The sequence below is a fragment of the Segatella maculosa DSM 19339 = JCM 15638 genome (assembly GCF_000382385.1).
GTDB lineage: Bacteria > Bacteroidota > Bacteroidia > Bacteroidales > Bacteroidaceae > Prevotella > Prevotella maculosa.
Genome location: NZ_KB908325.1, coordinates 1 through 24,691, shown reverse-complemented (window position 1 = coordinate 24,691; position 24,691 = coordinate 1). Strand labels below are relative to the sequence as shown.

The 24,691-nt window shown below is 42.7% G+C and carries 23 protein-coding genes, 2 tRNA genes and 1 pseudogene; 20 read left to right on the top strand and 6 right to left on the bottom strand.

The window, feature by feature from the left end; all coding sequences use genetic code 11:
- The first annotated feature begins 14 nt into the window (after nt 1–14).
- The 4 genes from H164_RS0107575 to H164_RS0107560 are packed head-to-tail and all read left to right on the top strand — an operon-like array spanning nt 15 to nt 4,518.
- Nucleotides 15–899, top strand: coding sequence for an HlyD family secretion protein (locus tag H164_RS0107575; RefSeq protein WP_019968055.1), 885 nt, complete (start codon nt 15–17; stop codon nt 897–899).
- Nucleotides 877–2,340 (top strand): ATP-binding cassette domain-containing protein, encoded by a 1,464-nt coding sequence (locus tag H164_RS0107570; protein ID WP_019968054.1) that lies wholly within the window; start codon nt 877–879, stop codon nt 2,338–2,340. The genes H164_RS0107575 and H164_RS0107570 overlap by 23 nt, the downstream gene beginning before the upstream one ends.
- Nucleotides 2,341–2,342: 2 nt before the next feature.
- Nucleotides 2,343–3,425, top strand: a complete 1,083-nt coding sequence (locus tag H164_RS0107565) for an ABC transporter permease (protein ID WP_019968053.1) — start codon at nt 2,343–2,345, stop codon at nt 3,423–3,425.
- A gap of 1 nt (nt 3,426) precedes the next feature.
- The gene (locus tag H164_RS0107560) at nt 3,427–4,518 is read left to right on the top strand and encodes an ABC transporter permease (RefSeq protein ID WP_019968052.1); all 1,092 of its coding nucleotides are present in this window, start codon (nt 3,427–3,429) and stop codon (nt 4,516–4,518) included.
- A gap of 50 nt (nt 4,519–4,568) precedes the next feature.
- On the opposite strand, the gene H164_RS0107555 is transcribed toward H164_RS0107560, so the two are convergent.
- Together H164_RS0107555 and H164_RS0107550 are read right to left on the bottom strand one after the other, a co-directional pair.
- Entirely contained in the window at nt 4,569–4,997 is a 429-nt protein-coding gene (locus H164_RS0107555; RefSeq protein WP_019968051.1) for a putative toxin-antitoxin system toxin component, PIN family, read from the bottom strand.
- Nucleotides 4,997–5,224, bottom strand: coding sequence for a hypothetical protein (locus H164_RS0107550; protein WP_008566091.1), 228 nt, complete (start codon nt 5,222–5,224; stop codon nt 4,997–4,999). The genes H164_RS0107555 and H164_RS0107550 overlap by 1 nt, the downstream gene beginning before the upstream one ends.
- Before the next feature lie 751 nt (nt 5,225–5,975).
- Between H164_RS0107550 and H164_RS0107545 the strand changes: the two genes are divergently transcribed.
- The 11 genes and pseudogenes from H164_RS0107545 to H164_RS0107495 all read left to right on the top strand — a co-directional run.
- Complete coding sequence (locus tag H164_RS0107545; RefSeq protein WP_019968050.1) at nt 5,976–7,139, top strand: serpin family protein; 1,164 nt, start codon at nt 5,976–5,978, stop codon at nt 7,137–7,139.
- Nucleotides 7,140–7,150: 11 nt separating this feature from the next.
- Complete coding sequence (locus H164_RS0107540) at nt 7,151–8,308, top strand: energy transducer TonB (RefSeq protein WP_036872690.1); 1,158 nt, start codon at nt 7,151–7,153, stop codon at nt 8,306–8,308.
- A gap of 86 nt (nt 8,309–8,394) precedes the next feature.
- The gene (locus H164_RS0107535) at nt 8,395–9,060 is read left to right on the top strand and encodes a B3/B4 domain-containing protein (RefSeq protein ID WP_019968048.1); all 666 of its coding nucleotides are present in this window, start codon (nt 8,395–8,397) and stop codon (nt 9,058–9,060) included.
- 103 nt (nt 9,061–9,163) lie between these two features.
- Nucleotides 9,164–9,649: an outer membrane beta-barrel protein gene (locus tag H164_RS0107530; protein ID WP_008566096.1), complete on the top strand. Its 486-nt coding sequence runs from the start codon at nt 9,164–9,166 to the stop codon at nt 9,647–9,649.
- A gap of 4 nt (nt 9,650–9,653) precedes the next feature.
- Nucleotides 9,654–10,265: a recombination mediator RecR gene (gene recR / locus H164_RS0107525; protein ID WP_008566097.1), complete on the top strand. Its 612-nt coding sequence runs from the start codon at nt 9,654–9,656 to the stop codon at nt 10,263–10,265.
- A gap of 17 nt (nt 10,266–10,282) precedes the next feature.
- Complete coding sequence (locus tag H164_RS0107520) at nt 10,283–10,726, top strand: hypothetical protein (RefSeq protein ID WP_019968047.1); 444 nt, start codon at nt 10,283–10,285, stop codon at nt 10,724–10,726.
- A gap of 23 nt (nt 10,727–10,749) precedes the next feature.
- A complete protein-coding gene (locus H164_RS0107515; RefSeq protein ID WP_019968046.1) occupies nt 10,750–11,928 on the top strand; it encodes a glycosyltransferase family 2 protein in 1,179 nt (392 codons plus the stop codon).
- Nucleotides 11,918–12,436, top strand: coding sequence for a GNAT family N-acetyltransferase (locus H164_RS0107510; protein WP_026356279.1), 519 nt, complete (start codon nt 11,918–11,920; stop codon nt 12,434–12,436). The genes H164_RS0107515 and H164_RS0107510 overlap by 11 nt, the downstream gene beginning before the upstream one ends.
- A gap of 63 nt (nt 12,437–12,499) precedes the next feature.
- A tRNA-Asp gene (locus H164_RS0107505) sits at nt 12,500–12,573 on the top strand.
- Nucleotides 12,574–12,600: 27 nt separating this feature from the next.
- Nucleotides 12,601–12,674: transfer RNA gene (locus H164_RS0107500), tRNA-Asp, on the top strand.
- A gap of 172 nt (nt 12,675–12,846) precedes the next feature.
- Nucleotides 12,847–13,140 (top strand): annotated as a pseudogene (locus tag H164_RS0107495) (Arm DNA-binding domain-containing protein); the annotation flags it as partial.
- A gap of 23 nt (nt 13,141–13,163) precedes the next feature.
- Here the strand turns inward: H164_RS0107495 and H164_RS15500 are convergent.
- From H164_RS15500 to H164_RS0107475, 3 genes are all read right to left on the bottom strand, one after another.
- Nucleotides 13,164–13,340, bottom strand: coding sequence for a hypothetical protein (locus tag H164_RS15500; RefSeq protein ID WP_019968043.1), 177 nt, complete (start codon nt 13,338–13,340; stop codon nt 13,164–13,166).
- 233 nt (nt 13,341–13,573) lie between these two features.
- A complete protein-coding gene (locus H164_RS0107485) occupies nt 13,574–14,437 on the bottom strand; it encodes a hypothetical protein (protein WP_154652124.1) in 864 nt (287 codons plus the stop codon).
- Nucleotides 14,438–14,747: 310 nt separating this feature from the next.
- Nucleotides 14,748–14,957 carry a hypothetical protein gene (locus H164_RS0107475; RefSeq protein WP_019968040.1) on the bottom strand — a complete coding sequence of 70 codons (210 nt, stop codon included), beginning with the start codon at nt 14,955–14,957 and terminating at the stop codon, nt 14,748–14,750.
- Nucleotides 14,958–15,186: 229 nt separating this feature from the next.
- On the opposite strand from H164_RS0107475, the gene H164_RS16065 reads away from it, so the two are divergent.
- The 5 genes from H164_RS16065 (at nt 15,187) to H164_RS0107450 (ending at nt 23,941) form a co-directional block, all read left to right on the top strand.
- On the top strand, nt 15,187–15,318 hold the full coding sequence (locus tag H164_RS16065) for a hypothetical protein (protein ID WP_282705206.1): 132 nt from the start codon (nt 15,187–15,189) through the stop codon (nt 15,316–15,318).
- A gap of 782 nt (nt 15,319–16,100) precedes the next feature.
- Complete coding sequence (locus H164_RS0107465) at nt 16,101–17,732, top strand: DUF6377 domain-containing protein (RefSeq protein ID WP_051082189.1); 1,632 nt, start codon at nt 16,101–16,103, stop codon at nt 17,730–17,732.
- A 347-nt stretch (nt 17,733–18,079) separates the two neighbouring features.
- Nucleotides 18,080–20,980, top strand: coding sequence for a SusC/RagA family TonB-linked outer membrane protein (locus H164_RS0107460; RefSeq protein ID WP_019968037.1), 2,901 nt, complete (start codon nt 18,080–18,082; stop codon nt 20,978–20,980).
- Between the two features lie 20 nt (nt 20,981–21,000).
- Entirely contained in the window at nt 21,001–22,689 is a 1,689-nt protein-coding gene (locus H164_RS0107455) for a RagB/SusD family nutrient uptake outer membrane protein (protein WP_026356278.1), read from the top strand.
- Nucleotides 22,676–23,941, top strand: a complete 1,266-nt coding sequence (locus tag H164_RS0107450; RefSeq protein WP_019968035.1) for a histidine-type phosphatase — start codon at nt 22,676–22,678, stop codon at nt 23,939–23,941. The genes H164_RS0107455 and H164_RS0107450 overlap by 14 nt, the downstream gene beginning before the upstream one ends.
- A 402-nt stretch (nt 23,942–24,343) precedes the next feature.
- Here H164_RS0107450 and H164_RS14455 read toward each other — a convergent pair.
- A partial coding sequence (locus H164_RS14455; protein ID WP_019968033.1) for a transposase occupies nt 24,344–24,691 on the bottom strand: 348 nt, incomplete at its 5' end.

Sequence of the window (24,691 nt, the reverse complement as noted above, 5' to 3'; positions counted from 1 at the left end):
AAATACAATCTGTTATGAAAAAGAACATTTTGTTTGCAGCCTTGCTCTTGGTGGCATGTGGCGATAAAGATAACACATTCGACGCAACGGGCACATTCGAGGCTACTGAGGTGACCGTTTCGGCCGAACAGACAGGTAAATTGTTACGCTTTGACGTACAGGAAGGCGGAAAAGTCATGGCAGGAGCAGAGGTTGGGTGCATCGATACCGTGCCGCTCTACCTGAAAGCCCGACAAATCGGTGCCGTCAGAATGGTCTATCAGGCACAGAAACCGAATACAGCTACACAGATTGCAGCCTTACGTCAGCAGGTTGCCAAGGCACAACAAGAGGTCGACCGCTATACCCAACTCGTGAAAGATGGGGCAGCTAACCGCAAAATCTTAGACGATTCGCGTAGCCAACTGCTTGTGTTGCAGCGCCAATTAGCGGCACAAAGTGCGACATTGGGAACCTCTACGCGTAGCTTGACAGCCCAAATGGGGACGGCAGATGTAGAGAAATTGCAAGTCGTAGACCAGCTGCGTAAGTGCCATATCGTCTCACCTATCAGTGGCTTTGTATTGGAGAAGTATGCTGAACCCGGTGAGTTCGCTGTTATAGGAAAACCGCTTTTCAAGGTGGCCGACACAGAACGGCTCTTCTTGCGTGCCTATATCACGAGCCGACAATTGCAACAAGTGCGTTTAGGACAGCGAGTAACGGTCTTTGCAGACTATGGCAATGAGAAGCGAAGCTACCCGGGTATAATCGCATGGATAGCCTCCAAGAGTGAGTTTACGCCCAAGACAATTCTCACGGATGATGAGCGTGCCGACTTGGTTTATGCCATGAAGGTAGCTGTAAAGAATGACGGGAAGATTAAAATCGGTATGTATGGAGAAGTCAATTTCCGTTAGTCACCTGTCTAAACGCTATGAAGTGCAGGCTTTACAAGACGTTTCATTCGATGTAAATCGTGGAGAAATCTTCGGACTCATCGGACCTGACGGAGCAGGGAAGACTACACTGTTCCGCATTCTGACCACTTTGCTGTTGGCGGATGAAGGAAGTGCCACCGTTGATGGCTTTGATGTGGTGACGGGAATGAAGGCTATTCGCCGGCGAGTTGGCTATATGCCCGGTCGGTTCTCACTTTATCAGGATCTCACAGTAGAAGAAAATCTGCAGTTTTTTGCCACACTTTTCTCTACAACCGTGGCAGAAGGATATGCCTTGATAGCCCCTATCTATTCGCAGATCGAACGGTTTAAAACACGAAAGGCAGGCGCTTTGTCGGGCGGAATGAAGCAAAAGCTGGCGTTATGTTGCGCTTTGGTGCATCGTCCTTCCGTCCTTTTTCTTGACGAACCTACCACAGGTGTAGATCCTGTAAGCCGTAAAGAGTTTTGGGATATGCTTGAAACTTTGCGTCAAAGTATCACTATCCTTGCCGCAACACCCTATATGGAAGAGGTGAAGCGCTGTAATCGTGTTGCATTCCTCCATGAAGGAAGGTTGAAAGGAGTGGGGAGTCCTGATGAGATATTAGAGAAGTTCAAAGATGTTTTCAATCCTCCTGCACTTCAACATCATGAAGAAAGTACATCGGAAAAGACCGAAGAAAATGTTATTCAAGTGCAGCATTTAGTGAAAGCCTTTGGGGATTTCCATGCCGTTGATGACATTTCGTTCAGTGTTCACCGTGGAGAAATCTTCGGATTCTTGGGAGCCAATGGAGCAGGAAAGACCACAGCGATGCACATTCTGACAGGACTTAGTCAGCCCACCGGTGGACATGCGACTGTAGCAGGCTTTAGTGTGTCGACGGAATACGAGCAAATCAAGCGACATATCGGCTATATGAGCCAAAAGTTCTCACTCTATGAAGACCTCACGGTGGCAGAGAATATCCGTCTGTTCGGCCATATTTACGGAATGGCATCGGCAGAGATAGAGTCTAAACTCAACCGAATGCTACAACGCTTGCAGTTTACCGACCATGCCAATGACATTGTTTCGTCGCTCCCTTTAGGCTGGAAACAGAAACTTGCTTTCTCGGTAAGCATCTTCTACGAGCCCGATATTGTCTTCTTGGATGAGCCAACTGGTGGTGTAGATCCAGCCACTCGGCGACAGTTTTGGGAGCTGATTTACGAGGCGGCTCAACGAGGTATAACGATTTTTGTAACCACGCATTATATGGATGAAGCCGAATATTGCGACCGTATCTCCATCATGGTAGATGGTAAAATCAGTGCAATTGGCACGCCCAATGAATTGAAAACGCGCTTCAATCAGCCCGATATGAACAGTGTGTTCACGCTTTTAGCACGCCAATCTACTCGGCAAAGTGATTAGACATGAAAGAGTTTTGGTCATTTATCATCAAGGAAACTAAGCATATCACACGTGATGTGCGTACGATGTTGATACTCTTTGGCATGCCTGTCGTGCAGATGTTGCTCTTCGGTTTCGCCATTTCTACCGATGTACGCAATGTGCGTACGGTGGTCGTTGCCTCACAACTCGATCACCAGACGCAGCGTATTGTCGAGGCAATCGACCAGTCTGAATACTTCAATGTGACGGTTTGGGTTCACACACCCGCTGAAGCTGAACGTCTCATTCGCAATCAAAAGGCCGATATGGCTGTGGTTTTCAGCCCCGATTTTGCCACTAAACATGGTGGAGTGCAGCTCATTATAGATGGTGCCGACCCCAATATGGCACAGCAATACAGCAATTATGCTTCGCAAATCATGGGTACTCAGCTGATGAATATCATGCGGATTGAAGTACCAAATAGTGTCTCCTTAAAAATGCTTTACAATCCCCAAATGAGGAGTTCCTACAACTTTGTGCCCGGAATCATGGGCATGTTGCTCATGTTAATCTGTGCAATGATGACGAGTATCAGCATTGTTCGTGAGAAAGAACGGGGTACAATGGAAGTCTTGTTGGTGTCTCCTGTGCGCCCATTACTTATCATTTTGTCGAAAGCAGTGCCCTATCTTGTATTAGCATTTGCCGTGCTGTTGAGTATCCTTCTCATGTCGCGTTATGTGTTGAACGTGCCGATTGCTGGCAGTGTTTGGCTCATTTTATTGGTCTCAGCCATTTATATTCTCTTGGGATTATCGTTGGGTTTACTCATCAGTACGGTAGCAAAGACGCAGATGGTTGCCCTTTTAGCATCAGCAATCATGCTGCTTATGCCGACCAGTTTGCTAAGCGGTATGATGTTCCCTATCGAAAGCATGCCTTCTGTTTTGCAGTGGGTCTCGGCCTTGATGCCCCCTCGTTATTTCATTTCCGCCATGCGCAAGCTACTCATTATGGGCGTAGGTTTCCGTCATATTGCGCAAGAAGTTATCATACTTTCAGCCATGACGGTAGTCTTCTTGACAGCGGCTCTGTTGAAGTTTAACAAAAGATTGGAATAAAATGCGCTTACATTATCTCATATATAAGGAGTTGTTGCAGATGAAGCGCAATCCTTTTCTCAAGGTGTTGGTACTGATTTACCCCGTTTTCATCATGTGTGTGATGCCTTGGGTGATGAATATGGAGGTGAAGAATATCGCGGTTGTGGTTGTCGATAACGACCGTTCTACACTTTCACAGCAATTGGTTCATCGCATTGAAGCAAGTCATTACTTCGTTTTCAAGGGTGAGAAAGCATCATATAGTGACGCTTTGAACGACATCGAACAGTCTGAAGCAGATGTCATTGTCGAGCTTCCTGACCATTTTGAACGCGACAGAATGCAAGGCAAACAGCCTCAAATTCTCGTGGCTGTGAATGCAGTCAACGGGACGAAAGGGGCTATGGGGGCCGCTTATATGAACCGTATTGTGACCGAGCATTTATCGGCTGACGCTCTGTTTTCTACGTTGACCGACCGCGTTTCCACCTTGTATCTCTACAACAAGCACCTTGACAGCAAACTGTTCATGGTGCCTGCGCTTATGGGCATCTTGTTGATGATGGTTTGTGGTGCCCTACCTGCACTCAATATCGTGGCCGAAAAGGAGACCGGAACCATTGAGGCCATCAACGTAACACCTGTGGGTAAGTTCTCGTTTATCATGGCTAAACTCATTCCTTATTGGTTTCTTGGATTGATAGTGATGACGATTTGCTTCGTGCTTGCATGGCTTGTGTATGGCATTACATGTGTGGGAAGCCTTGGATGGGTCTATCTTTTGGCACTGCTTTTGGCCTTTTGTTTCAGTGGTTTCGGCTTAGTTATCTCCAATTACAACCAAACCATGCAGCAAGCTATGTTCGTTTTGTGGTTTTTCTTGGTAGTGTTGATGCTTATGAGCGGCCTGTTCACGCCCGTACGTTCTATGCCCTGGTGGGCCTATCTGACCACTTTCGTCAACCCTGTTTCCTATTTCATTGAAGGCATTCGCACGGTCTTCGTGCGTGGGGGCGATTTCCAAAGCATTCTTCCCCAACTGCTTGGTCTTTCGGTCTTTGCCCTGTTCTTCGACACTTGGGCTATTTTGAGTTACAGGAAGAATGAGTAGGACGCTCAACCCGACCCTTCCAAAGGGAGTGAGTGACTACTTGTATGGGCTTATTTGGACGCTGTGGGAAGCTTATTGAGTTGTTCGACAAAGGCATCAATGCCTATTACGTCTACTTGTGGAAAGTCTATTTCTTTCAAAACCTCAAAATGTTTGTCTTCTGTTACGATGAAATGGGCGTTCGCAGCAATGGCACAGTCTACGAACTTATTGTCGTCAGGATCAGTTGTAATGAGGCCGAACTTGAAATAAGGCGTAAAGAAATGTGTATTGCTGCTTCCGATAATGACTTTCATTACATAATCAGCAATGTCCTTACCCCAAAACCTGCCGACGATTTCGGCATACTCCTCCATAATCTCATTGGATACGCATAACTTATACGTTCCTTTCAGGAAAGATAGCCACACCTTATGGTAGGCACTCTTCTCTGGAAGACAGAGTATAAGGCAATTTGTGTCAAGAACAATATGTTCCATCAATTGCTGGTATGAGTCCTGAGATGCATGTGTTTGATTTCTTCCAACTTCTCAGGAGTTATTACTCCGTCATTCCAAAGGTCATTAAGTTTCTTGTTTAATTTCTTTTGGTAGTATTCCACCAGCACTTTTTTCAGTTCATTCAGGCTTTTTTCTGATCCATTTTGGGCAAACAGCTTCAGCAGATACAACTGTGTGGGGTTTAATCCGATTTGTTTCTCCATCATCGTTTTTATTTGTTTCCAAGGCAAAGATAGTGCATTTTTGCCGACAAAGCAAATATTTAGCAATAGTTTTTGTCAGCTTATTCTTCCCCATTAAATTTTTATTGACTCACGGTTCGGGCTCTCCGATTTTCTTTTACAAATGCCTTTGCGTGCTTGCGTTATTCAAAATTCAAAATCTTTTGGGGGAAATACGTGTGTTTTGAGCGTAGTTTGTAAATTATTGTTTGCCAAATAGTTATGAAAGATAGATGAAGATAGGTGCCTTTTTGCGGCATTCTGTGTTGAAAGATGATAGGTTTTTGAGTGAAAAGTGGGTGGCTTATGGTCATCACATGGCTTATTTTGATGTGCGATAAGGCTCATTTTGCATGCAAATATGGGGCATGTTGCGTCGGAAAGTGATGGAAAACGACCCTCAATAGCATAAAACCATTGCAGGAAAGTCCGTTTTAGGGTCTCCTTATTTCTATTTCATCACCTCTCGAAGTGTTAAAAATAGGGAGTAAAAATTGACAAAAGAGAGGCCCTGTTTCAGGCTCTAAAAACCGAAAGAGCACTAAGTTTGCACTTTTATACGCCATAGGAAGTCTGCAAGTTTAGGCTTCCCCTTTCTTTTTAAAATCAGAGATGAGTTTCAAATTTAGGGCATCATTTGAACCAATCTGCACAAAAAAGCTTTATCTTTGCAAAGAAGAACATGATTAAGACAACGACAGTTTTTACATTTTTCAAATAAAAATCTTATCGACGCATGATGAAAACAAAGTGGTATATAGGGTCTTTGGCTGTGCTTTTTGTGGCATGTAAGGCACCGACATTGCAGGAAGAGGCAGCCGGGAAGTATGGTTTGTTCAAGGCAAACGGCACGGAATGCACCCAAATTGACAGTATGGTGAATGGTGTGGCCTTTCAATTGCTCCACGAAATGCACCGTAATCAAGAGAACTTCTTGGTTTCTCCGCTCGGTCTTTGCTATGCTTTGAATATGCTGAATGCAGGTGCCGAGGGCATGACACAACAGCAAATCAGTCGTGTTTTGGGCCGAGAAGGACTGGCAGACAGTCTATGCCGTAAGATGTTGTTGGCCGATGCAGCTACGGTGAAAAGCCATTCTGAAAGCCCTGATGACGAGGTTGCCACGCTGACAAGCGCCAACAAGCTCGTGGTCGGGGCCGATGTTGCGTTGCTGTCTGCCTTTGAAGAGCGCATGATACAAAGTTATTTTGCAACGATTGAAGCGGGAAAAGAGACTCAAAAGCTCATTCTTAGCAATATATTGACATTTGATGGGGCTTGGAAAGAGGAGTTCGAACCAATGGAAACGCAGCCTCATACGTTCACGACCGAACAGGGAAAGGCAACCAAAGTGCCGCTGATGAAGGGCCAATTCGACCTCAATTATATGGAAACAGAAGATTATCAGTTGGTTAAGATTCCGTATAAAGGCAACTTCAATCTCTATGTATTGCTGCCTAAGATGGGGAAGAAATTGGGGCAGATTGTGCCGAATTTGAATGCTACGGCATGGCGACAGGCTGCGAAACAAATGGAGTTGGCCGACGTGAGCCTATGGTTTCCGAAGTTCAGTGCAGCCAAAGAAAATGACATGAAAGGCGTTCTGAGGCAGTTAGGCGTGCAAGATGCTTTTGATATGAAGCTTGCCAACCTCTCCAATATGGTGGCAGAACGGGCCTATGTTGATGGTGTCAAGCAGGAAGTTCGGATTGATTTCAATGAGCAGCGCACCCATGCTGAGGCCCAAACTACGGTGGAAGTCGCTGTGCTTAGTGCCACTGAACAACCTAAGAAGAAGGAATTGAAGAAACGTTTTGTGCTTTGCAACCATCCGTTTCTCTATGTAGTGACCAATCGTTTTGGTGCCATTTGTTTCATGGGTGCGTATCAACGGCCTTGAATTTTAAGTTTATGAGGCGACGTTTGCTTTTGATTTTATGGCTTACGGCATTAACCTTGCGGGGCTTTGCGACAGCACAAGAGGCGGATGTTGTTTATGTTGACGGCATCGCCTATGCGTTGTTGGCACGACCGATAGTGCAGAATGAAACGTTGTTTCAATCGTTACAGGGCCTTGTTGACAAGGAAAAAGGTTCCAGGACCTCTAATTGGGACGGTTTCAAAGGTTATTGGACGATAGCAAACGGGCAATTGTTGTTAGACAGTGTGGGCTATGTTTCGAAGAAAGGTGATGGTTATGCGATGCTTGACAAATGCAGTTTCAATCGCATTTTCAAGGCCTATCTCAAGCATGGGCACGTGGTTGCCAAGTGGGTTTCGGGCACCTTGCGCTACGGAAGAGGCGATCTTGTGCGCTATGTGCACGATGGTTTCGACCGCAATTACGTGCAGGAAACGATGGCAGATGTGCTGAATGGGAATGTTACAAAGCAGAGAACGTTTCGCAATGAGAAGCTTGTGGGGCTGTCACCCATGCAGCTTTTCCACCCCGATTCCATCGAAAATCATATTCCTTTGGCCGATATTCCCGAGTTGGAAGGCCATTCGATAGTGCTGCAAGCACGGTTGTTCCCTTCGCGTTGGGGCCAAATGGCCGACTCATGCAGGGTAGAAATCATGCGCATGTGGCCCGATTCACTATCCCTATCTGCCCAAAAACGATTGAAAGAAATCGTTGTTTCGTCGTTGGTTTCGGTCTATCCTTGGGAGCAATATCACATAGATGGCGAGTGTAGAATGGCTGTCCCTTCCTTCTTTTTCAAGCTGAATGGCTGGCGAGAAACACGTGGACGGATTTACGAAGTCTGCGATACAATGCCCGAATTTCCGGGTGGTCAGCAGGCAATGTTCAAGTTCTTAATCGATCATTTGCTGTGGCCGGCCGTAGCTCAGGAGTCATGTGGGCAATGGAAAGTGGTCATTCAGTTTGTCGTTGAGGCCGATGGCACGCTCTCATGTCCCCAATTGGTTCATAGAACCGATGTGCCTTTTGAAATCGAAGCCTTGAAAGTGTGGCGACAGCTTCCGCGTTTCAAGCCTGCCATCAAGGACGGACGACCCGTTCGTTGCAGGTTTGCTGTGCCCATAAAGTTTTTGCTGTGCCCATAAAGTTTAGGACATAATAGGGCACTTGATTTGTTTTGTGAAATGAAAGCCTATGTTTCTTGATTTTTTTGCCTACATTTGTAGTCGTTATGGAAATCATTGTAAGCAAAGAAATAGCGAAGGTTTGCCCCGAATTTGTTGGGGCTTGTGTGGAAGCAAAGGTCGTCAACTCGCCCTATAACGGTAGTTTGTGGGACGAAATCCACGCTTTTGGCAAGCGAATTCGGACGGAACTCACCACCGAAACGTTGAAGAATATTAGCGGAATTGCGGCAACCCGTCGTGTATATCGGGCTTCAGGGAAAGACCCATCACGCTATCGTCCGGCCTCAGAAGCCTTGATTCGAAGGCTGTTACAGGGCAAAGCGCTCTATCAAATCGACACTTTGGTGGACTTGATTAACCTTGCTTCGATGGCCTATGGCTATAGTATCGGTGGCTTTGATGCCGATAAAATCGTGGGAGAAAGGCTGACCTTGGGCATCGGAAAAGCCGGTGAACCCTACGAAGGAATAGGGCGTGGACTGCTCAATATAGAGGGATTGCCCGTCTATCGCGATGAAATCGGGGGCGTAGGAACGCCGACCAGTGACCATGAACGCACGAAGATAACGGACAAAACAACGCATCTTTTGGTGCTCATCAATGGCTATGACGGCGATGAAAAGCGGGTAAAGGCCAACGCGGGATATATTCTTGATTTGTTGAAAAAGTATGCCGGCACCGATGGAGGAACTTTCTTTGTGTATAAATAAAGCCATTCAAAATTTTGCGGGCTGTGATAAAATCACTAAATTTGCAGCATTACTTCTGTTGAAAGAATTCATATAATTAGCGTTTTATAAGAGAAAAAGAACGATGAAAAAGAAAATTATCTTGTTTGTGGCAGCCTTGTTGATGGCCATCACCGCCCATGCGCAGTTTGAAGAAGGTAAGTTTTATGCCGGAGCTTCACTGACCGGCTTGAACATGAGCTATAGTGGAGCCGACAATTTGAACCTCGGTGTGCAGGGAAAGTTGGGCTACTTCTTCACCGATGACCTGATGTTGCTGGGGTTGATAGACTTTCAAATGAACTCGAATGCCTTGACACCAAATCGTTTTATGACTGGTGTCGGCGCACGATATTATATTGAACAGAATGGTATTTTCCTTGGTGCAAATACTAAATTCGTGCACATTAAGAACTATAATGACTTCATGCCGGGAGTTGAAGTGGGCTATGCTTTCTTCGTCAGCGGCACGGTTACCATCGAACCGGCTATTTATTACGACCAAAGTTTCAAGGACCACAGCCAATATTCCACGATAGGTTTGAAGGTAGGAATAGGCGTTTATCTCTGAATCTATGACGGACAAGTACCCCTCGGCATTGTTGGAGAAAGCCGTAAGCGAGTTTTCCAAGTTGCCGGGTATAGGGCGTAAGTCGGCTTTGCGGTTGGTGTTGTATATGCTCCGACGTGAAGATGAAGAGGTGGATGCGTTCGGTCGGGCCATCACGACACTGAAACATGAGGTGAAATACTGCCGAGTGTGTCACAATATCAGTGATACGGAGGTGTGTCCCATCTGTTCTGACGTTCGAAGAGACGACACAACGATTTGTGTGGTGGAGAACATTCAGGACGTGATGGCTGTAGAAAAAACCCAACAATACAATGGATTGTACCATGTTTTGGGTGGAATTATCTCGCCGATGGACGGCATTGGCCCCAATGACATCGCGGTAGAGTCGCTTGTGGAGCGCGTGAAAAGCGGGAAAATCAAGGAAGTTATCCTTGCATTGAGCTCTACGATGGAGGGCGATACGACCAATTTCTATATCTCACGTAAGCTCGCTGGTTTTGATGTTGCGGTCAGTGTGATAGCCCGGGGCATCTCCGTAGGTGACGAATTGGAGTATACCGACGAGGTGACGCTCGGTCGTTCAATCATTAACCGAACCCCTTTTAAGCAATGAAACGCATTTTTTAAGCAATGAAACGCATACAGAAGATTCTTCTCGTTGGCTATCTTGTGCCGTTGATGATGGCATTATCGTGGGTTGTCATCAATGAGAACGATGTGTTTGAAATCTTAGGAACAGGACATGCCGATGCCAATCAGGAGTTCATCTTTGCTTCGTTGATGGAGATTCTGACCATCTGTGTCATTCCGGTTGCCCTGCGTTTATTCAAGTTCCGATGTATTCGGAATGCCGTCAAGAACGATAACGACCCTCATCTTCGCATGTTTCTCATTTGTTCGCTCGTGCGTTTGGAGATGATTTTGCTGCCGATGCTGGCCAATGTCGTTTTTTATTATTTGTTTATGAATGTGGCTTTTGGCTACATGGGTATCATTCTCTTTCTGTCTGCATGCTTTATTCTTCCCACGAAAGCGCGTTGTGAAGATGAGTACGCTGCGATTGCGAACGGTTGAAACACTTTCTCTTGGAACGGACTATGCAACTCTCGGTCGTTATTGTCAACTACAACGTGAAATTTTATCTGGAGCAGTGTCTGTGCTCCTTATGTCGTGCCGTGGAAGGGATTGAGGCCGAGGTCATTGTTGTAGACAATCATTCGAAAGATGGTAGTGTAGCTTATTTAAAGCCACTGTTTCCCAGTGTCAGGTTTGTTCAAAGCAGTCATAATCTGGGTTTTGCCCGTGCCAACAACATGGCCGTTAGGCAAAGCAGGGGCGACTATGTGTTGCTGTTGAACCCTGATACTATTGTTGGCGAGCAGGTGTTAAGGGAGGCTTTGGCTTTCATGGAAAACCATTCCAAGGCTGGGGCCGTAGGTGTTAGCATGCTTAAGGCTGGTGGAAAGCGAGCAATGGAAAGCAGACGCGGTATTCCGACACCCATGACGGCTTTTTATAAGATGGTGGGACTATGCAAGCGTTTTCCGGAAAGCAGTCGTTTCGCACATTATTACATGGGTGGCCTGCTGTGGGACAGTCCGCAGCAGATCGAAGTGGTCAGCGGTGCTTTCTGTTTGCTGCGCCGTGAGGCCTTGTTTCAGGCGGGGTTATTGGACGAGGACTATTTCATGTATGGGGAAGACATTGAGTTGAGTTATCAACTGCTTCAAAAGGGATGGCAGAATTGGTATTTACCGCTTGATATCCTCCATTATAAGGGCGAGAGTACCGAGAAGTCGTCGTTTCGTTATGTGCATGTGTTCTATAAGGCCATGCTCGTTTTCATGTGTAAGCACTACACCGCCGCCTCTTTGATTAGCATTCCCGTGAAGGTGGCCATCTTTTTAAAAGCTTTTACGGCCTTGGTCGGGCAGATGATAAGTGGTGTTTTGCATGCTTTTGGATTGTCTTCACATAAGAAAAACGAGGCCAGCTATGTTTTTATCGGTAGGAAAAAAATGTTGGATGAGTGTCGTCAGTTGGCAGAAAACAATGATTTGAGAGCTCGGTTCGTAGCAGGAAGTCCCTCGGATATGCCAGATTTCTTGCCCGATGCAGGTAGCGGAGTCGCCTATATTGTTTATGACACAGAGACTTTCGACTATGCTTTCATTCTAAAAGACATGGTTTTGCGTTTCGACGGCCACTGTTCGTTGGGCACTTATCGCCATGGAACGCTGATTACGGCAAAAGAAGTGATACGTTATGAAGGGTAGAATACGACTAAGGGCTATGGAGCCAGAGGATCTCGATGTGCTTTATCAGATTGAGAACGACCCGGGAACGTGGTGCGTGGGTGTTGTCAATGTGCCATATTCCCGCTATCTTTTGCATGATTATATCGCCAATGCTACGGGTGATATTTATGCGGATAAACAGGTGAGACTGATGATAGAGAATGTCGAAGGAGCTTGCGTCGGAATGGTGGATTTGGTGAATTTCGACCCACGGCACAGTAGGGCAGAAGTGGGTGTAGTCATTCAAGAGCGTTACCGTCGCCGGGGGTATGCTACCGAAGCCTTGCGGCTTGCGTTGGATTATGCCCGCGAGGTGGTCCATCTGCATCAAGTCTATGGCGTTATTTCCGTGGAGAACGAAGTCTCCCTAAAACTTTTCAAGTCCTTGGGGTTCGAAGATGGTGCCGTATTGAAAGATTGGCTGCATGCCAATGATACGTATCGGGAAGCCTATTTGCTGCAATATTTTTTCCAAAAAAGGGCATAAAAAGTTTTGCGGAATAAAATATTATCATTACTTTTGCACTCGCAATTTAGCGCAAGGCCATTTGGTGCGTTAGTTCAGTTGGTTAGAATGCCTGCCTGTCACGCAGGAGGTCACGAGTTCGAATCTCGTACGCACCGCCTTTATTTTGCCGCAATCAGCACCTTGGTGCGTTAGTTCAGTTGGTTAGAATGCCTGCCTGTCACGCAGGAGGTCACGAGTTCGAATCTCGTACGCACCGCTTTAAGTACTCTGAAAATAATAGCAGAGATTTCTAAAGAAAACAATAAATGTCATAACTTCAAGGAGTTATGATATTTTTGTTTTGTATTATTTCCTTCTTTTGGAGTAGTGTAGATACACAAAATCCATACTATGGCTACAATTAAAAACAAATATTTATAAAGTAAACTTTTAAGTCAACCTTATATCTTAGAAGTAATTATGTGAACAAAGAAGGGAAGAAACCTATGATGTTGAGAATTTATCTCAACAATGAGCGTCTCTCGATCGGATCAACGGGTATCTCTGTTTTGAAGTCTCTTTGGGATATTGACAAAGAACGCCTTAAAGGTCGAACAACTGAAGTCTTGAGGACGAATTGGCAACTCGATAATATCAGTAATAAGCTGCTCAATATCTTCCGCCGTTTGGATTTTTCAGATGATTTATGTTTGGAACGAACCAAAGAAGAGTTTTTAGGAAAGAGTGGAATCAAACAACAACCGACTTAAAGTGCACCTTGCCACCACGGAGTGAGTGGCGCATACCACCACGGACAGTCTTTCCCTTCTTCGATATTTAAAAATTCTATTTCGGTCTTTGTACCTACTTTCAGTAGGTAAGAAACAAAGCTGATGAAAAGCAATGCACCTGTCATCATGAAATTTTCAAACGTTAAGTCCATACGGGTAAGCAAGATGGCTGCAATAAAGCAGAACTAAGAAATGAACCGTAAGGTCTTGACAGCTTTCTTCAGAGTCCTGCGACTTAATTTAGGTGCCTTTTTCTTCATAAACCAGCTATTTTGTATATGTTGCAAATATAGTCATTATTTCGTAAAATGATAATTAAGAAGCTGACATATATGTATATCGGAGAGATAAATATGCCTTAATTTAACTCAACCAAATAGTTATTTCATTCTTTCATTATGTCTATTGTATTATCACTAAAAATGCAATTCAGCATAATAAAACTTTTATCTTGGACCTTTTCAACTGTAAAACTTTTACTTCTTCCAGCTATTGTAAAATAGATAACTAATGGTAAATCTTTTTTCTTAACGACCATTTTAAATAGTCCATTAGAATCTATATTTATTTTGTTGGTACCGTTTATCGTTATTGAAATATTGTTAACATCAGAGTCGAAAAAATGATTTTCGATAAGCCCTATAATAGCAAACTGCTTTCTATCAATACAAATCTTATCCTTTAAATTTGCCTTATACTCTGAGGGGATAAGATTATTTTCACAATATTCTAACCCCATTTTTTCCCATCGCTTTTTATAACCTTTTAAAAGCGGATACTGTGTCACTGCACCGTTAGTAAAACGATGGAATTGGTAACCATAAAGTTGAGGTCTTGAACTTTCAACTTCAACTCGGTCAATATAAGCCATATATGAACTCCTTGGTATCAAACCTTTTTTAAGCAAATTATTGACAAAATCATAATATTTTGATAAAACCTCATTTGGTGAATGTTGAATTATTTCCCAGCAAGTATTATAGGCAGTAGAATCAAGATCATAAATCTGCAACTCATATATTGAATCTATTAAAGGTAAAATAGTTTTTTGATTAAGGCTATCATTATGATTCATCTTTAATATTGCTTCATAATACTTATTACCATCATTTTCTCCAGCACGCATCAAACTATCTATAATATATCGTGGTGCTTGATCCATTTGGTGCGCCTCATTCAATATAGAAACTATACGCTCCTTATTTAGCATTTGGCTATATACATTGTTAAAATTCAATAACATAACCATCAGAATTATGATTTTCGGTATATATATCATCATCCATTAAATTTAAGTGTGCCTTGAGTCGTATTCAAGATTACTTATAAAAATCAATATTTTAACTTTCATCTGTCACAGTATCAGATATTTCAATTGACTGATCCTGCGCCATCACCACTTGACTATTTTTCTGTTTTCTAATCATATGAAATTTTATATCTTTTATAGTGATTCCCATACCACTATCTCAAATACCAAATATCTGCTGAAAATTCATTGAACTTACTTTATTTTTTTTCATAATCGATATTAGTTATATTACGTTTGTTTACAACGATTAAGCCAAAATGTACAAAAAGTTTTGTTTTTCTTTATCGAAAGTTATTGTGCCATCAATTTTAACTTGTATAGAATCATTATCTGCTACTGCACTAAGTTGTTCTTGTCTTGTCTTACGACTCCGAAGATTCTTTGTGTGGTGATTAAATCCTCCACATGTATGTGCCATTTCTCTTATGTTTAATACTTTTGCATTAGATTTCTTCATATAATAGATAGATTTCTCTAATTATGTACATCAATGTGAAATTTAACATAAGGCTGAACGCTGATGCAAAGAACGGTTTGTTGTAACGACAATCAGAGCCATCAGATTGAAAAGACTATACGGTAACTTGAGTCGCAACATACACTCGTACTTGAATTCATCACTGCTAGTGTAGGCTATATCGCCTTGCAAAGTGGCTGAGATTGACACGTAGAATGGTTGAGATTGCATGGCAAAGTGGCTGGGATTGCAAGGCGATGCCCAGCCCTGTCCTCCAAAAACCTACCCCGACCCTCCCAAAGGGAGGGAGACCGACCTTGTGGGCATGGCGGACGTAATACAGCGTCTGCTCTCGCCGTGAATACAGTGAGAGGTATTGAGCAAGCAAGCCGCTTTTGTGCCCGTATTTGAGGGCTCGTTTGTAGCAATATCTGGGGAGGAATATCAGGTTTGCAAGCAATTTGCGCTCCCTTCCTTCGGAGTGGTTGGGGGAGGTATCTGAGTGGTTGGGGGAGGTATTCCTTTTCTTCGAGAACAACGTCGTCGACGTCGTTGACTTTTTCTACTCTTTTCGTCGTCTTTTTTTTGTTCTTGTTCTTGTTCATTGTTCTTAGGAACGTTAACAGGTTGATTATCAATGGCCTAATTTGTTAATTTATTTAAATTTCTATTTGAGTTTTCTTTTTTCGCAGAATTTTTAATATATTTTTGCTGAATGCAAAGATACAAAATTCTGCACTCGATTTGCAAGTTTTTAACTGTTTTTTTTTCTCTCACATAACATTGCTCGTTCTACATGAAATACAAGCATGAGTAAACTTTTCTTGCATTTGCGCTAATGTGCAAGCTTTGAATGATTTTTAGTCCACTCAGGCCCATCTTTTACAATCTGTTTCATCTCTGTCTTGATACAGTTGTTGTTCTCCTATATTTCTTCTTACATAAGGTCGTTGCTGCTGGTATCGGTGAAGTCAGTTCTTATTCGGAATAAGCTTATACATTGTGCTTTTTAGAATATAAAAATCATTAATTGGGGACATATAGCACCATGATGATTTGATGTTTGGCGGAAATGTTGTTATATTTGTATGTAGATGAAAGTAATGCCAAAAGTATCTTACGTCCAATAACTATAATATACTGATGAAAAGAATTCTAATTGCTATGATATTTTTCTTGTTCTCATTGCCAATGCAATGTGAAGAGCATAATTTACAATCATTGTTGTATAAACTTGATGAGGCCATAGCATTATCAAGTGATATAGACCGCAAACAGAGGAAATCAATAGAAAAGTCGCTCAAGATGTTTGATGAAGCAGTGAATGACAAGAATCGGTATGAGATTTGCGTGGACCTTTTCAGCCAATACAAGAAGTATAATCTTGATTCGATGTTTATCTATGCGAAAGAAGGTTGGTTGTTAGCAAAGAAGATGGGCGATTATGAGAAGATACAGAGTTCCATGCTGAATATTGCCGATGCATATAAGAAGCTTGCAAGATATGACGAGGCGCTGAATGTTCTGCGGAATATGGATAGAAGCTATATCCGTATACATGGCAAACAATATTACAATATGCTTCATGGAATTTATTTTTCTTTGCTGAAAGAGGAGAGGAGTAGCGAAGAACAAAGGTTTTATCGCCTTATGCAACGTCGGTATAGGGATTCAATGGCTGTCTATGAGATTCCAAATACGATGATGTCTGTATGCAATCAGAGTATGATTCTGCGTTTAGATGGGCGGTATAATCAAGCGATAAACTTGTTTCGCAGTTATGAAAAGAAATATCCTGATAGTGTTTGGAATGATGCTTCAGCGTGTGCAGTGGCTTCAGAGTTATATGCTGCTGCGGGATATAAAAATAATAGTATGTGTTTTCTTGCTAAGGCTGCAATTTTGGATAAATTGGTGGGAAACAAGAGTTATACTGCTCTCCAGGACCTTTCCCGAATGCTTTATGAGAGAGGGGATATAGACCGTGCTTACCGGTATATGACGGTTTGCATGAATGATATTATGCAAAGTAAGGCTAAGAGTAGGTTAACCAATGTGGCAGGCCTTCTCCCAATCATTACAGCTGCTCATGATAAGGTGGTGGAAGAGAAACGTACGACATTCATCATTTATATTGTAACGCTTGGCTTTTTACTTTTGGTGTTAGTAACCATGGTTATCCTTGTTTTAAAACGAAACCGAAGCTTGTCTATTTTGCGAAATGAACTTGAAGTAAAGAATATTAAATTGCAAGAGAATGATGTCTTTATTGAGGCTAAGAACAAAGAACTTGCTTTGTTAAATGAACAGCTTCAAGAAGATAATAACCTCAAAGAAGAATATATTGCTCAGCTTTTTAATATTTGTTCTATATATATTAATGAGTTGGAGGCTTATCGTCTTAGTTTGCTTACAAAAATGAAAACGCGTAAAACTCATGAACTGCTGGCAACTCTTGAATCACCTGTAGCATTGAAGTATAAGAAGGAACTTTATCGTCTTTTCGATACAATCTTCCTAAAGTTGTTTCCCGATTTTATTACTGATTTCAATAGACTCATCACTGATGGAACGACGTTCCTGCCCAAGGAAGGTGAAATCCTTTCGCCTGAGTTGAGGATTTATGCATTGGTTCGTTTGGGGATTACCGATAGTATTCGGATAGCTTCATTTCTTGGTTACTCGAAGCAAACGGTATATAACTATCGACAGAAAGTGCGTTCACATATTGGTGCTTCTCGTGAAGAATTGATTGAAAAGGTAAGACTTTTATGAAAAGTAAGACTTACTTTAAAGTTACTATTTTGTTTATAGCCTGAATATATAAGTTATTGATATTTAGTAAAGGAACATTCTTTATATACTTACTTTTTATCAAATACCACTTGACAACGATTCATATTTGATGTATTTTTGTTTCGGCTAATTTATTTGAAAAAAGCTGAAACCTAAATACAATTGAATATACTATTAATATTTTATATCTTAAATTTATGACGATGAAAAAATCGGATTCTATTTGGCAAAATGTGCATGTCTTCCATTTGCTATGTATGGCAGGATTGCTTATTATTCCTGTAGGTACTTTTGCCTCAAGCCATACACATGGCGGCATAACCTCAATGGTTGCAGCTGTACAAGATGGAAAGAAGATTAGTGGAAATGTCACCGACGCCAGCGGTGAACCTCTCATTGGTGCTACGGTAATGGTTAAAGGCAGTACTATTGCTACCGTTACAGACATGGATGGTAATTTCCAATTGGACGTTCCTAATGGTGTAACACTCGTAATCTCTTATGTAGGTTATAATCAACAGGAGTTCAAGGTAGGTAATCAGCGTAGTTATAACTTTAAACTAAATGAAGACAGTAATACGCTGAACGAACTCGTAGTGATTGGTTATGGTCAGGTGAAAAAGAAGGACCTTACGGGTTCTGTAACGGCAATCAATCGCGATGATCTTAATAAAGGTGTTCAGAACACTGCTCAGGAAGCTCTTGTGGGGAAGATTGCTGGTGTGAATGTTATCACAAATTCAGGTGCTCCCGGAACAGGTTCTACAATCAGAATACGTAGTGGTGCTTCGCTTTCTGCAAGCAACGACCCATTGATTGTTATTGATGGCGTTCCTGTCGACAATTCGACGATTGAGGGTGGAGGTAATGTTTTGGGCGGTATCAACCCTAATGATATAGAGACATTCACTGTATTGAAAGATGCTTCGGCTACAGCTATCTATGGTTCACGAGCTTCGAATGGTGTAATTGTGATTACCACCAAGAAGGGAAGTGAAGGCGGTATAAAGGTGAATTATAATGGAAATGTTTCAGTGGGCGTTATTGCCAAGCGTCTTACTCCACTGACAGCTGACGAGTTTCGTCGCTTTGTGCCAACAGTAACTGGTGTCCCTTCCGGTGTTTCGTTTGGTACTGCAAATACTGATTGGCAAGATGAAATCTTCCGTACGGCTATTGGTACAGAGCACAATGTTTCGCTTTCAGGCAATGCGATGAAAAAGGCTCCGTATCGTGTTTCTGTAGGTTATACAAACCAAAGTGGTATCATCAGAACCAATCACTATAGCCGTTATACGTTTGATGGTGGTATAAATCCTACATTCTTTGATAATCATCTCACTGTTGGTTTGAAGTTGAAGGCTTCGTATGAAGATAATGCAATGGTAAGTGGCGATGTTGTAAATAATGCGTTGCGGTATGACCCAACGCGTCCGGTTATGACTGGAGCAAGAGGCAGCAACACTCCTGGATTGGGATATTTTATTTGGATGAATGGCGGTTCCCCAATGGCTATTCAGACTGATAATCCTGTGGCACAACTTGAACTTCAGAAGTTCAACAATAAGCTATCCCGTGCGATTGGTAATGCCACCGTAAACTATAAAATGCATGGTTTTGAAGACTTGCAGTTGAATGCAAATCTTGGTTTTGATATTCTCAAAAGCATTTATACCAAGGATGTCCCAGATAAGGCAGGACCAATGTACACTTCAAACATGAAGGATGGGACAGGATTGGATTATGATGGTACGCAGAATAAGCGCAACACGCTTTTAGACCTCTATGCCAACTATCGGCATGTGTTTGATAAGAAGCATGATTTCAGTGCCATGGTAGGTTATGGATGGCAGCATTTTTGGAAAAAATACGATGACACTACACTTTCACCTACAGGTAAGGAACTGTTCTCTCCATCGCATTATGAGTCTGAATATTACTTGCTTTCTTTATATGGCCGTGTCAACTACACCTATGATGAAAAGTATATGCTGACAGCCACCTTGCGTTCTGATGCATCATCACGTTTCGCTAAGGACAATCGTTGGGGTTACTTTCCTTCTGTTGCATTGGCATGGCGTGTAAGCAGCGAGGATTTCCTCAAGGACAACCGTGTTTTGAGCAATTTGAAACTGCGTCTGAGTTATGGTGAAACCGGTCAACAGGATATCCTTAACGACTATCCTTACATGACTACTTTTACAATTTCTTATCCTGAAGCAAGCTATCGTTTTGGAGATAAATGGTATCGCACTTATCGTCCGAATGCTTACGATACGGATATCAAGTGGGAAACAACTGCAACCTGGAACGTAGGTTTCGATTATGGTTTCCTGGATAACCGCATCTATGGAACTGTTGATTTGTATAAGCGCCATACAACAGACCTCTTGAATACTATCAATGTGATTTCAGGAACTAATTTCTCTTCTATTCTCACTACGAATATTGGTGAGATGAACAATAAAGGTATAGAGTTTTCTATCAATACACAACCTATCCGCACGAAAAATCTTACTTGGGATTTAGGGCTGAACTACACATGGAATACTTCTAAGATTACGAAACTGAACACCATCGACTCTGAGTCTAACTTTGTTCAAACGGGTGCAATCTCAGGTACAGGAAAATATGTTCAAGTATTCATGGTAGACAAGCGTCCATATACCTTCTATCTTGCCAAGCAGGCATACGATAATAACGGTAAGCCTTTAGAGGGGAAATATGTGCAGCCTGATGGCTCAATATCCTCTACGGAAACCCGCTATGCTACTGACAAGAGTGCACTTCCCAAGGCATATTTAGGCTTTAATACTCATGTGAACTATAAGAATTGGTATTTGGGATTGAATGCTCATGGTGCTTTCGGAGCCTATGTTTATAACTATATTCGTGCTGACCAATATTTGCAGCAGGTGTATAGTGATCAAGGAAGCTTCTCTAACATTCTTCCTTCTACTCGGGATTTGGGCTTTGATGTACAGCAGCTCTATTCAGATTACTTCCTTGAAAAAGGTGATTTCTTCCGTTTAGACAACATTACGTTGGGATATACCTTTAAGAAACTATGGAACGATAAGTCTGATCTCCGTTTGGCTTTTGCCATACAGAATGTCTGTACGCTTACAGGCTATAAGGGTATTGACCCCGAGTTGGCGAATGGTATCGACCGTGATGTCTACCCGCGTCCACGCACATTCTCTTTATCAGTGAATCTGAATTTCTAATTACCCAAGAATATACAACTATGAATAAGAATAAAATCATCGCAGTCATATCAATCCTATTTTGTTTAGGATTTACATCATGTTTCAATGATCTTGATACCATGCCACTTGATGATAACCAGATTGTTAGCGAAGAAGTCTACAGCACAACAGACGGATATGCCGGTATGCTTGCAAAGTGTTACAGCTCAATGATTCTAACTGGTCAGAAAGGTGGCGATGGAGGAGATGGCGATTTGCAAGGTGCAAATGAAGGCTATTCAGGGTATGTACGTCTGTTGTTCTATCTTCAGGAACTGAACACCGACAATTTCCTCATGCCTTCTTCTTCCAATGGTCTTCGCAAAATGCTCAATCTGTCATGGGATGCTTCTAATGCTCCTGTAGTCACCTGGACCTATCAGCGCCTATACATGAGTATTGCCTATTGCAATGAGGTGTTGCGTGAATGCACGGAGGATAAGCTGAAAAAGCGTGGACTCTGGGATAAAATGTCAGGTGAATATGCAAGCTATCGTGCTGAGGCTCGTTTCATTCGGGCTTACTGCTATGCAACCTTGTGCGACCTTTTTGGTAATGTTCCTTATATCGACGAGAATACGGGTGTAAAGGAAATCCCTGTACAGTGGCAGAGAAAACAAATCTTTGAATTTGCTGAAAGTGAACTAAAAGCCATTGATGCTGATTTGAAAGCACCACGCAGCAACGAATATGGCAGAATAGACAGGGTTGCAGCATGGTTTCTGCTGTCAAGAATGTATCTTAATGCACAGACATGGATAGGCGAAAACCGTTATACTGATGCTCTTGCTTATGCCAAGAAAGTCATCAATGAAGGTGGTTACCCATTGGCTTCAGACTATCGTCACATCTTCCTTGCTGATAATGACCAGTGTTCTGAAATCATCTGGCCTCTTTGTCAGGATGGACAGAAAGCGCAGAGCTCGGCAGGAACAAACTTTTATGTTAAGGCTTTTGTAAATGGTCCAATGAATGAACTCTATAAGACGGGTGTTGGTTCACGTGGTTGGGGTAATGTGCGTGCCAAGGCAACCCTTGTAGATGCGTTTGATACTGATGATGTTTTGTTTGACAAGACCGATGTGTGGGGTAATCAGAAAAAGGACAAGCGTGCGCAGTTCATGACCGCACTCCCTAATCAAAAGAAGGAAACTTATGATGATAAGGGTGCAATGACAAGCACATTCACCTGTGGTTATGGCTATATCAAATGGCGCAATGTTACTAAGGAAAATCAGATTCCGGCGCAAGGTGAAGCCTATACCTCTATCAACTTCCCAATGTTCCGTACCGGTGAGGCTTACCTCATTGCTGCAGAAGCTATCCTGCGTGGGGCACAAGGCGGTTCAATGACAGATGCCCTTAACTATGTGAACGAGATTCGTGAGCGTGCCTATATGAGCGGTCGATATGCTAAATCAGGTGTTCGTTCTGATGTGAGTGGTGCTATTACTGCCTCACAGCTTACGCTTGATTTCATTCTTGCAGAGCGTCAGCGCGAATTGGCGTCAGAACTTGTGCGTCGTACGGATCTCATTCGATTCGGAAAGTTTACAAAAGGAAAGAACTGGGATTGGAAAGCTGCTCAGCAGCAAGGTGCAGATGTTGATGATAAATACATTTTATTCCCAATACCAGAAACCGAACTCACCAACAATCCAACTTTGAAACAGAATGAAAACTATTAAAATATACCTGCTTATCATGCTTCTCCTGCCCCTTGGTGGGGCTTGGGCTCAGACTTCTTTCGAAGAGATTGATGCCAACCCTGCCAAGGCGGGAGGAGTTTACCTGGCTTATCCTGTAGAGGAACATTTGCAGACTCCTGCTCCCAAAGGCTATCAGCCATTCTATATCAGCCACTATGGCCGACATGGTTCTCGTTTTCTCTTGGGCGACAGGGACTATAAATGGATTATAGACTTGCTCAAGGATGCACAGGTGCAGCAGGCATTGACCGACTTGGGACGCGACTTGCTTACTAAACTCGAAGAACTGTGGCCCGTGGTAGAGGGCAGAGGCGGTGACCTAACTTCGGTAGGCGAGCGTCAGCATCGTGGAATTGCACATCGCATGTATGCCCATTACCCTGAAGTTTTTCGAAAGGCAAAGAAGGTTTCTGCAAGATCTACCATGTCCTTGCGGTGTGCAATGAGCATGGCAGCCTTCTGCGATGAGCTCAAAGGATTGTCACCAGGACTTGACATGCACCTTGAAGCCAGTGAAAAATATGTGAGATATTTGAACTGGCAGTCGAAAGCTTCCAATGCATTTGCCGATGGCAAGCATGGTCCCTGGGTGGAGGAATATCGCAAGTTCTCACTCGCTCAGACACGCCCCGAACGTATGTGTCAGTCTATTTTTAGCGATAGCATCTACGTGTTGAAGAAAGTAAATCCAAGCGAACTCATGTGGGGACTCTATTGGATAGTTGTTGACATGCAGGACATTGATACCGCTATTCAGTTGCCTCAAGTGCTGACCAATCGTGAGTTGTTCGACCTGTGGCAGGTCATCAACTATAAGTTTTATGTTGATGGTGCCAACCATGCAGATGGAAAAGGTGCTTGTCCGGGTAAAGCTGCGCCGTTGGTAAAGAATATCATAGAAAGTGCCGATGAGGCAATTGCCAATAAGAACATCGCAGCCACCTTGAGATTCGGTCATGATGGAAATATCATTCCATTGCTGGCATTCATCAAGCTTGAGCACTTTGATGTCAGTGTTAGTAATCCTTATGAAGTCTATAAGGTGTGGAGTGATTTCAAGGCTGTACCCATGGCAGGCAACGTTCAGTTTGTTTTCTATAAGAATAAAAAGAATGATATCTTGGTGAAGATCCTCCATAACGAAAAAGAGGCACATCTTGCATTACGCACAGATGTCTTCCCCTATTATCACTGGAAAGATCTTCGTGCTTATTTTCAATCGCTTTTATAATCATTCTCAGTTACTTATTGTCAAACGACTTAGTTGTTTAAACTTTATCTTAAATTGGTCATTAGAATATTTGAATATGAGTATTTATAATGACCAATTAGGAATGTTTCCTTTGCGTGGGTATTATATCTGTCAAAGTCATCTTCTTGCCTTGAAAGAGTTGTTCTGCAAAGATACAAAATCCGTCACCCCCCCCCTTTTGCACGTTTTTCGGGAAGAAAATGAGCAAAGCGAGACCTCTGCAAAACCTACCACCCTCTCAATTTTCACCCATACACTCTTAGAAGAATGAATATTTTTGATCAAAAGATGCCGTTGGAGGTTATTTTTGAGTAGATAACAATTTTTTATCGGTGTATTTTCCCCTTATCTGATACAATTTGACACCATAATCTCTGGTGTTCAGTATAAGTTGTAGGCAATGGACTCCATTATATGCTGCGCATGTGTTTTTGAAAGTCCAACGTATCTTGCTATTCCAGCACCAAACCATCTATGCATAGAACCAAAGGTACGTTCTACTTTGTAGCGTATCTTACTTATAGCAACGTTGATACGCTGCTGCCTTTCTGTAATTTCATGTCCTCTTGTTCCCTTATGCATGATACGACTTTTAAGTTTCATACGTTTGAGGGTTTCTTTGTTCTCCATCGAGTCATATCCTTTATCGGCATAGACAAGTGCTTTCCGTGGCAATTTAGCTTTCTTCAGGGGTGTTTCTAAGTGTTTCATATCACTTTCATTGGCAGC